We start from the raw sequence: 9815 nt of genomic DNA, 5'->3' as shown, positions 1-9815 counted from the left end.
TGCGGGGAAGAAACCAGCAGCTTTTCCTTATTGTCATGAGCCAGTTTCTTCACTGTAGAAATTTTATCTCCGCCCTGCAGCATGAAAAAACGGCTTCTTACAGAATCATTGGACAAGAAGGACAAGCCCTGCAGATCTTCAAGACCTATGGCAAAAATTTTTTCATACATGAAACGGTTCAGGCCATGCCACCACAGGGCAGGAAGTTCTTCCTCAAATTTTACATGGTCTGAATTTTCAAACCAGCGTTCCTTTTCATCGCGGATGACTTTATATTCCTGTCCATCCGATCTGACAAATTCAATACTTCCTGTCTTGCCCTGCCACTTTCCTCTGCCGTAACCAAATATCATGTCACGGATAAAACGGAGCATGGTGGTCTTGCCGCTCTCATTTTCTCCCATAATGACATTGAGCGAATTTTGAGAGGGCTTCCAGGATGCTTTCCTGTATATGCCATAATGATCCAACCGCAAATCAATGATCTTCATTATTTGCTTCCTCCTCAGTCAGCATCTCAGCGCCTAAGAGCTCTGCCTTTCGAAAAGCACGGACAAGAATATCATCATTGAGTGATTTGACCAACTTGCTGTACCTCATGATTTCGGGCTGTTCTTCAACGATTTTTCTTAATGCTTTTTTCTTTTCCTCGGCGGGGAGATCATTCCAGATATCATACGTACGAAGGTATGTGCCAACAATATCTGGTATCTGTCTTCTTTCTTTCAGGTTGATATCCGGGCGTGTATTATCATCGATTTTAATGAAATATGCAAAAAGGAATCTGAATTGCTCTTTTTCATTCAATGTCTGGAGAATATATTCCTGCCCATCATCGCTTGATACCATCTCATGGAGAGGACCGCTTCCTGTAAGCACAATGCGCACCATGCTGGGTCTGCCTGTAAGTTCCTTAAGGCCGGCTCTCCTTCTGGATATTTCGGTAATAAGCTCTCCAATCTGCTTTAAATTGGATATATCTATGACCATATCCATCCATCGTATAACGTCTGATTCAATGAATTTCAGCGTTACAGTCCCATAGGCGCCCACATCGACCAGGTAACAGCCCCTCGGCCCTATTTCACTTATGTTAAGTCCCTGGATATTGCCGGGATACACGACATACGGTTTTACTGACAAAGTTTTTCTTGTGTGTATATGACCCAGTGCCCAGTACTCAATCCCGGAATTCTTAAGTTCTTCAATCGTGCAGGGCGCATAATTCCCTGATGCCGATCCAACATCTGTATGGAGCATGCCGATTGCAAATCCGTCTTCCGGATTATGATGAAATCCTTGAGCGAGATCAGTCCCCACATGTCTTGTCTTGTAGCTGATTCCATAAATAGTTGCAGCTTTTTCTCCATCTTTCATCAATGGCAGAGCCTGCACTTCGCTGGAGGAAAAAATATGCACCATATCCGGCAGCGGGATATCGGCACGCCAGGCCTCTTCCGGATCGTGATTTCCATGTACTATAAAAGTTTCAATGCCATTTTCAGCCGCACGGTACAATTCACGGGCAAAGGCCATTTGCGCTGCCAGACTATGATGATCACTATTATATACATCACCGGAAATCAAAATAGCATCTACCCGGTTATCGATCGCAGCATCCACAACCTTCTCAAATGCCTTAAAGGTCGATTTGCTGATCTGTTCATTCCATGGACCACTGCCGCCAAGGCGTACATCTCCAAATGGTTCGCCTAAGTGCAAGTCGGCACAATGTATAAAAGAAAAGTGCTTTCCCATGATTCCTCCTGATAAAACACAAATTTTCTTTATTCTAACACAAATCTAAGCCGCAACATTTAAAAGTTGCTTTGATTTATCTAGAATTTGAACTTTCTCTGAAACCAGGACGCTTATTTTCAGATACGTACCCAAAAGCGCCTGTCATTCTTCCTGAAGAAAAGTGACTGGGGCCAGGTACAGTTCCTGGTATTGAAAAAAACTGACCTCTGCCTGTCAGAACAAAATCTAACATTCAGTGATCAGCCATTTCAATTTATGCCATTTAATGATAATTACATGGCATTATAGATTTCAGCGACAGCGTCATATTCTTCATCAGTTGGAGATACGTAAACGACTTCTCCGTCCTGATCCTTGTCAATTCTGGCTAATATGATATCGGGTTCTTCTTCAGAATCCATGCTTTCAGGAATCGATACCAGAACGGCAAACTCCTTGCCGTCAAACGGTATTACCATATCCTGCACAAAATCTCTGGAATTCCCTTCCGTATCGTCGATTGTCACGATGATTGATTCTTCGGTTTTATTTTCCATAATGCATCCTTTACTTTTTCCCGCCATTCAGAGCGAGATAATGCAGGTAATCCTCGAGAATAACTACTGCTGCCATTTTATCAATAACTTTCTTCCGCTTCTTCCTGCTCACATTCGCAGCAATCAGCTCTTTTTGCGCCATAACAGTTGTAAGCCTTTCATCCCAGAATCTCCAGGGAATGTCAGGAAAGGCCTCTTCCAGCTCATGGGCAAATTCTTCAGTACGCTCAGCGCGCATACCTTTAGTACCGTTCATGTTTAAAGGCAGGCCCAATACGAACTCTTCCACTTTATACTGATCCGTGAGCTCCCAAAGTCTTGCGAAATCCTTTTCTCTCGTAGTATGCCGGATGGTTTCAACTCCCTGAGCCGTCCAGCCAAAAAGGTCACTTACAGCAACGCCGATCGTTTGAGAACCAACATCAAGACTCATAATACGCATATCAGAGACCCTTATGCTTTATATAGAATCTGACTAATTCTTCTACAAGTTCATCTCTTTCAATGCCTGAGATAAGCTTTCTTGCATCATGCCTGCTGGTAATATATGTCGGTTCTCCAGATACCAAATATCCGACAAGCTGAACGGTTGGATTATGCCCGGCTTCCTTAAGAGCAGCATACACTTCCTGCAAAATCATAGATGCCTGTGTGTTTTCACCTTCGTCGGCATTTTTATTAAATAAAATTGTTTCATCAGAGACTGACATATATATCCCTCCTTAATCAAGCATTCCAGAAATAATTTTAACTCCCTGGGCTACAGCATCAGCAAGCTTGGATACATCCTTGCCGCCTGCCTGCGCATTAGCTGGCTTTCCGCCGCCGCCACCGCCGCAGATCTTGGCAGCCTGGGAAATAACCTTGCCCATATGGATGCCTGCCTTGACTGCATCCGGTGAAGCCATGCCTACCAGATTGACCTTATCACCTGCAGCTGTGCCGAGTATGACTGCAGAAACAGGAAGCTTGGCCTTTACAAAATCTGCAGCTTCACGCAATTTATCCATATTATCAACATGAACAACTGCACCCAGTATGGAAACACCATTTTTAACTTCAGCATTCTGAATCAATTCTTTCAGCTCGTCCTGGACCTTGTTTTTCTTAAGGGCGGATAATTCATGTTCAGCGTCTTTCAGTTCTGCCTGCAGTTTTTCAATGCGTTCCAGAATCCCTGTGCTGTTTGATTTCAATGCATCTGCAGCAGAATTGATAAGCTTTCTGTCTTCCTGCATCATTTCATAAGCAGCCCAGCCTGTGACAGCTTCAATTCTTCTGACACCGGATCCGATACCGGACTCTCCGATAATTCTGAAGGATCCTAACTCTCCGGTATTGGATACGTGCGTACCACCGCATAATTCCTTGCTGAATTCACCAACGGAAACGACACGGACGATATCGCCGTATTTTTCTCCGAACAGAGCCATCGCTCCCAGATTTTTAGCTTCATCAATCGGCATTTCATTAATGGACACTGATGTGTTCTTGATGATTTCAGCATTGACGATATCTTCAACTTCCCTGATCTGCTTTGCAGATAACGCTTCCGGCCAGGTGAAGTCGAATCTCAGTCTGTCAGGAAGTACCAGGGAACCTGCCTGGTTGACCTGATCGCCGAGTACTCTTCTAAGTGCAGCCTGCAGCATATGCGTGCCCGTATGGTTTCTGGCCAGTTTTTCACGTCTGTCGCGGTCTACAACTACATTGACCTCTTCGCCTGCGCGAATGATGCCTTCTTTAACTTCACCGATAATGTAAGTGATTCCATCAGGAAGCTTCTTGGTATTTTCAACAATAATGGAACCTTCAGCTCCGGTAATGATGCCTGTATCACCAATCTGTCCGCCGCCTTCAGCGTGGAAAGGAGTATTGAGAAGGATTGCTGTGATTTCTGTACCATCTGCGGCAGAAGCAAGTTCTTTGCCATCTTTGCCTACGAGAAGGAGTTTCGTTGTCCCGTCTTCATCAATGGTTGATAAAGAAGAAATATCCAGTTTTGTCGTATCAGGCGTTGCCACCTTGGCAGAAACCTTAGCGCGGGCTGCTCTTGCTCTTTCCTTCTGTTCAGCCATTGCAGCTTCAAAACCGGCCTTATCAACAGAAAGTCCCTTTTCAGCGGCGATTTCCTGTGTTAGTTCCCATGGGAATCCATAGGTATCATATAATTTGAAAACGCGTTCCCCGGAAATATTTTTTTCATTATGTTTCTGGGTATCTTCTATCATTTCGGAAAGAAGATCAATACCCGCATTCAATGTTGTCTGGAATCTTTCTTCTTCCATTCCAGCTACTTTCTTAATGTATGCCTGTTTATCCAGCAATTCCGGATAGGCAGGTTTCATCATATCGATGACTACATCGATCATATGACCCATGAATGGATCCTGAATGCCAAGCAGTTTTCCGAAACGTACAGCACGTCTGAGGATTCTGCGGAGTACATAACCTCTTCCTTCATTGGAAGGCAGAATGCCGTCAGCAATCATATTGGTAATGGCTCTGGCATGATCCGAAATAACTTTCAATGCAACATCGCCCTGTGCACTCTTTCCATAGGAAACACCGGAGAGAGTAGATGCTTCTTCAATAATCGGGAAGAACAGGTCTGTTTCGAAATTGTTTTTCTTGTGCTGCAGTACGGCTGTAAGACGTTCCAGACCTGCACCGGTATCAATGTTTTTCTTTGCCAGAGGAAGATAGGAGCCATCCTTCTGACGGTCATACTGGCTGAATACCAGGTTCCAGATTTCAAGGAAACGATCACCGTCTCCGCCCATCTGATTTTCCGGGTCTGTTCCAAATTCTTCTCCCTGATCGAAGAAAATTTCAGAATCAGGGCCGCACGGGCCTTCACCGATTTCCCAGAAATTATCGGCAAGAGGATAAATATGATTTTTCGGCAGTCCGATCATCGTATGCCAGTAATCATAAGCTTCCTTATCATCCGGATAGATTGTAACATACAAGCGGGAGCTGTCGAGTTTGATTACTTCAGTAAGGAATTCCCATGCCCAGGAAATAGCTTCCTTCTTGAAATAATCGCCAAAGGAGAAGTTTCCCAGCATTTCGAAAAATGTATGGTGTCTTGCAGTATATCCTACATTTTCGATATCACCAGTGCGGATGCACTTCTGGCTTGTTGTGATTCTATGTCTCGGCGGTTCAACCTTGCCTGTGAAAAACGGTTTTAATGGTGCCATTCCGGCGCCGATCAGCAAAAGACTCGGGTCATCCTTAGGAATCAAGGAAAAACTCTTTAATCTAAGATGATCTTTTTTATTTTCAAAAAACGAAAGATACGACTCGCGAATATCATTGCCCTTCATGATAGACCCCCTTAATTAATTGCCCCTTCATTATATATGACTTGCCTAATCCATGCAAATATGGATTAGCATACTTCACGTGATTAAGCCCAATCTCTTTGAGAAACGGAATGATAAGATCATTCTTATAAGCGTATGACCGCCAATTGCTTTCCTAAATCCCTGTACCGGATTTCATCATACTCTCCATAAAGGATTTCCTCGCCATCTCCTGCTTCCGCTTCTACCTTCCCTGTCGGGTCAATAAAGAGAGAATGCCCGCCAAGCTTGAGCCCGTGGTACTCTCCTGCCATATTGACCGCGCAGACGCAGATCCCGTTCTCTATAGCCCTGGCTCTTGTAAGGACTTCCCATTGAGGAATATGGACGGCAGGCCATGAAGCCGGAGCCAGCACTAATGTCACTCCGCTCTTTGCCATTTTTCTCCACATTCTCGGAAAATAGAACTCATAACAGACAGCCATTCCGGTTTTGACACCGTTGATTTCAGTATTCATCAAACTGTTTCCGGGAACCATCAATTTTGATTCCTCATATCCGTAAAACAGATGACGCTTGCTGTACTGTGCCTGGATTTCCCCATTCGGGCCGAACACGATCCCCATGTTGCTGATCTTGCCATTGACTTCTACAGGAAGCGTCCCCGCCTCCAAAGTAACATGATGATAATTGGCAAATGAGGATAATCCAGAGATCAAACTGTCCCCAAGCCTTGTTGCATTTTTATCTAAATTGTGAAAATCATATCCGATTGTCCACAATTCCGGCAGCACCAGAACGTCACTGTTTGGAACTGCTTGTTCCAAGAGCTGGAATGCATGCCGTATATTTCTGTCCTTCTGCCCTGAGTCAACTTCCATTTGGATCATGGCTATTTTCATAAGAGCTGCACCATCCATTAATATTCATAAATTTAGTATTCATCTATCATTGTAAAAAGACTGTAGCAAAACAAAAAATCTACAGCCTTATTTCAACATTACTTTATTTTCCGCTTCTTGATTCAGTTATTTCATGACGATTGCCAGCTAAAATGCGCGATCCCGTTACAGAACCCTGTTTGCGCCGACATATCTGTCATGCCAGTAGCCGCTTTTCATCGTTGCTACAGCCACGCCCTTGCTCGAGGTCGCGCTGATGAAATATCCGTCCCCTAAGTACAATCCGGAATGCGAGATTCCCTGATCATACGTTTTAAAGAAAACAAGATCGCCGGGTTCGAGTGCGTTCACTGAAATCTTTCTCCCGGAAGTATACTGCTCGTCAGCTGACCGGGGAAGGACAATCCCTTTCCGGTTGAAAACATACTGAATAAAACCTGAGCAGTCAAATCCTTTCGGCGTCGTACCGCCGAACTGGTACGGAACTCCAATGTACTTCTGCGCTTCTTCTGTAATCGCCTTAACAGTGCTGTTTGTTATCACCGAGCTGTGCCACTGTACCAGGGAATCATTGATTCCCGTACTCTGGATTTGGGCACTGCTGCTTTTCTTTACGGCAGCGGGAGCATCTGAGCCGGTTTTTGAAGCCGTTTTCATAGAATAGCCGGTCAATGCTTTATAAGTGGCAGGGCCGATGATTCCATCCGCTGTCAGATGCCTTTTCTTCTGGAACTTCACGACAGCCTTGTATGTTGCCTTGTCATAGGTGCCGTTTGCTTTTACATTCAGTTCATAGAGAGCAAGACGTCTTTGAAGGATCCTGACATCATTCCCATGGGAACCCATCATGTAATCAGCATAAGATACGTTGAAAGTTCCAAAAACCAACAGGCAGGCCGCTAAAACTGTGTACTTTTTTATTTTCATACACACACTTCCTTAAATATTTACATATTTACGATGACTTTTCATAAAACATAGTTTCATTGATACGTGTATAGACTCTCTTTTTGCTAAAAGAATCTGCATGCATCATCGATTCAGCGATGCATATATTCGTTAGATTTCCATTATGTATTTTATCATAAAATCATCAGCAAGTGTTATTCAGCATCCGATCAATTTTGATAATTTATCAATCATTTCCATAGATTTTTCCGCTGATAAAGTTTCTGTCAATCATCGTTTCGATATGATAGGCCGGGTTGATTTTCCTTAATTCATCAGATATTGCATGATAAATTTCCCCATCATTCAATTTACAGTAGCCTGTCAGCGCCAGTTCAAAGGAAAGATCGATTTCTCCTTCTTTTTCCTGAACAAAAAAGTCATGATAGGAAAGCGGTAGTCCCGATCGGTAAATGGCAGCTTCCAGATCTCTTTGATATTCTGCCTCCCTTGGATTGGATACCGCTTTAGGATCGGCATGGATCACCGCCTGGATATTCAGTTTTTCACGCAGAACAGTCGTGACATTTTCTGAAAGCTCATGGCTTTGCATAAAGGTCAATGAGCTGTCCAGCTCTATATGCGCTGTAGCAAAATGATTTTCAGGACCGTAATCATGCACAATCAGGTCATGCACACCATACACGCCCTTGCATCCAAGGATGCAGTTTTTTATGCTTTCATGAATCTCGGGATCCGGCGTAGAACCCATAATTGAATTCACCGCTTTTTTCATAATCGTATATCCTGTCCATAGGATGACCAGCGACATCAATACGCCCATGTATCCGTCAATATGGTAATGAAAGAAAGACTCGACTAAAGTTGCCGCCAAGACGCTTGAGGTGGACAGGAGGTCTGACAAAGAATCCGCGCTGTAAGCATTGAATGATTCAGATTTGATCTCCTTCCCTGTCTTCTTATACTGCCATGCCAGAAATAATTTTCCGATGATGCCCAGTGTTAAGCTGATAATGATCAAAAGAGAATATTCCGTATCTGTCGGATTGGAAATCTTATGCGCTGATTCTATGAAAAGCGTAATGCCGACATATAGGATAATGGCAGCCATAACGGTAGCATTGATGTATTCCAGGCGCCCGTGGCCAAATGGATGCTCTTTATCCGAGGGTTTTGCAGCGTAATAGAAGGTCATCATCAATAAAATGATTGATCCCATATCTGTTAAATTGTTAAACCCGTCTCCCATAACAGATAAGAAACCGCTCGACCAGCCGGCAAAGATTTTGGCGGAGGCTAATATAAAGTTAACTGCAAGACCAATAGCGCAAGTAAGCATTGCCTTACTGCTTCTTGGATTATCTTTTAGAAATCCCAGTTCCATAATATGACCCTTTGCGAAGAAATGTAGAAAGCATACCTTAATTTATATTTAAATGCACAATATGCCAAGCAGGCCGCTCCTTACGGAATACCTGCTTGGCATATTGTTAGGTTTCATCACAATTCATCGAAATCAATTTCGTTCAGTATATCACGCAGCTTAAGGGCTTCTTCCTTAGTCAGCGTAATTCCCTTTGTCATAGCTGTATGATCTTCATTCCAAGAACGCAGATCAAATTTCTCTTCCCGGTTATTCCAGCTTGTGTAAGTCAATTGCTTTTTCCATCCATTAGGCGCAATTGACAAATCGCCCAATTCCTTTTGTATCGTGTACGTAATTTTAGCAGCCATTCAACTTCACCTCTTAAAATCATGAATATGCTTTATATGGTATCATAAGGTCTTTTGTAAATCAACAGACCCGCCTGAGTCTCTGCCCTATCCATGATTAAAAGGTCAGTCTGGATACATGCCTGTTTTCCTCCTGCTTTTTGCTGATCCAGAATTTAAATTTTTTCTTATCCTTCCTGGAAACGCATGACATCTGAACAGGCAGGCCCACAATTCCTCCTGCTACTCTGGCACCTATATAAAGATGATCCCAGCAATTGGAAACACCCGTAATCTCTGAATATTCTATAGGCATGTATAAAGATTTGAAAGAAAAGTCGAAGTCCGAATTTAAAAATGACCATGGAACCGATACGAGGAGCTTCTTCTCGCATACGAGTGCTACCGGTGTGTGCAGCCTATTGATTCTCCATACAGAAAAGCAAAATACACAGGCTGCCACTACATATAAAATATTTCCATATTCCATGGCATATGTAATAATCGTTGCGCAGATTAAAACATAAAACAAGGACATAGCTACTATATAAATCTTCGCACGGCAGCATTCCCACTGGATTTTGCCATATACCTCTTCTTTGAAAGTATCCATAAACCTCCCCAAAATGCACGGCAGCAAGGCCCATCAATTTGCACTGGTCAACGTATTTTGGACACAAAAT

Annotated in this window: 11 protein-coding genes; all 11 read right to left on the bottom strand. The window is 43.3% G+C overall.

The window, feature by feature from the left end; genetic code table 11:
* On the bottom strand, nucleotides 1-491 hold a 491-nt coding region (locus M3200_RS07745), incomplete at its 3' end, for an ATP-binding protein (protein ID WP_288178225.1).
* On the bottom strand, nucleotides 478-1758 hold the full coding sequence (locus M3200_RS07740; RefSeq protein ID WP_022382962.1) for a metallophosphoesterase family protein: 1281 nt from the start codon (nucleotides 1756-1758) through the stop codon (nucleotides 478-480). The genes M3200_RS07740 and M3200_RS07745, both read right to left, overlap by 14 nt.
* A gap of 275 nt (nucleotides 1759-2033) precedes the next feature.
* A complete protein-coding gene (locus M3200_RS07735; protein ID WP_022382961.1) occupies nucleotides 2034-2297 on the bottom strand; it encodes a DUF1292 domain-containing protein in 264 nt (87 codons plus the stop codon).
* Between the two features lie 10 nt (nucleotides 2298-2307).
* On the bottom strand, nucleotides 2308-2739 hold the full coding sequence (gene ruvX / locus M3200_RS07730) for a Holliday junction resolvase RuvX (protein ID WP_022382960.1): 432 nt from the start codon (nucleotides 2737-2739) through the stop codon (nucleotides 2308-2310).
* 1 nt (nucleotide 2740) lies between these two features.
* Nucleotides 2741-3007, bottom strand: a complete 267-nt coding sequence (locus M3200_RS07725) for an IreB family regulatory phosphoprotein (protein ID WP_022382959.1) — start codon at nucleotides 3005-3007, stop codon at nucleotides 2741-2743.
* Between the two features lie 12 nt (nucleotides 3008-3019).
* Nucleotides 3020-5629 (bottom strand): alanine--tRNA ligase, encoded by a 2610-nt coding sequence (gene alaS, locus M3200_RS07720; protein WP_022382958.1) that lies wholly within the window; start codon nucleotides 5627-5629, stop codon nucleotides 3020-3022.
* Between the two features lie 125 nt (nucleotides 5630-5754).
* Nucleotides 5755-6510: a nitrilase-related carbon-nitrogen hydrolase gene (locus M3200_RS07715; RefSeq protein WP_108850869.1), complete on the bottom strand. Its 756-nt coding sequence runs from the start codon at nucleotides 6508-6510 to the stop codon at nucleotides 5755-5757.
* Between the two features lie 165 nt (nucleotides 6511-6675).
* Nucleotides 6676-7437 (bottom strand): C40 family peptidase, encoded by a 762-nt coding sequence (locus M3200_RS07710; RefSeq protein ID WP_022382956.1) that lies wholly within the window; start codon nucleotides 7435-7437, stop codon nucleotides 6676-6678.
* A gap of 208 nt (nucleotides 7438-7645) precedes the next feature.
* Nucleotides 7646-8803 (bottom strand): cation diffusion facilitator family transporter, encoded by a 1158-nt coding sequence (locus M3200_RS07705; protein ID WP_022382955.1) that lies wholly within the window; start codon nucleotides 8801-8803, stop codon nucleotides 7646-7648.
* 116 nt (nucleotides 8804-8919) lie between these two features.
* Entirely contained in the window at nucleotides 8920-9153 is a 234-nt protein-coding gene (locus M3200_RS07700) for a YdbC family protein (RefSeq protein WP_022382954.1), read from the bottom strand.
* 97 nt (nucleotides 9154-9250) lie between these two features.
* The gene (locus M3200_RS07695) at nucleotides 9251-9745 is read right to left on the bottom strand and encodes a hypothetical protein (RefSeq protein WP_022382953.1); all 495 of its coding nucleotides are present in this window, start codon (nucleotides 9743-9745) and stop codon (nucleotides 9251-9253) included.
* Between the last annotated feature and the right edge of the window lie 70 nt (nucleotides 9746-9815).

The organism is Dialister sp. CAG:357 (genome assembly GCF_000435155.1).
GTDB classification, from domain to species: Bacteria; Bacillota; Negativicutes; order Veillonellales; family Dialisteraceae; genus Dialister; species Dialister hominis.
This window is presented reverse-complemented; position numbering and strand designations above follow the sequence as displayed.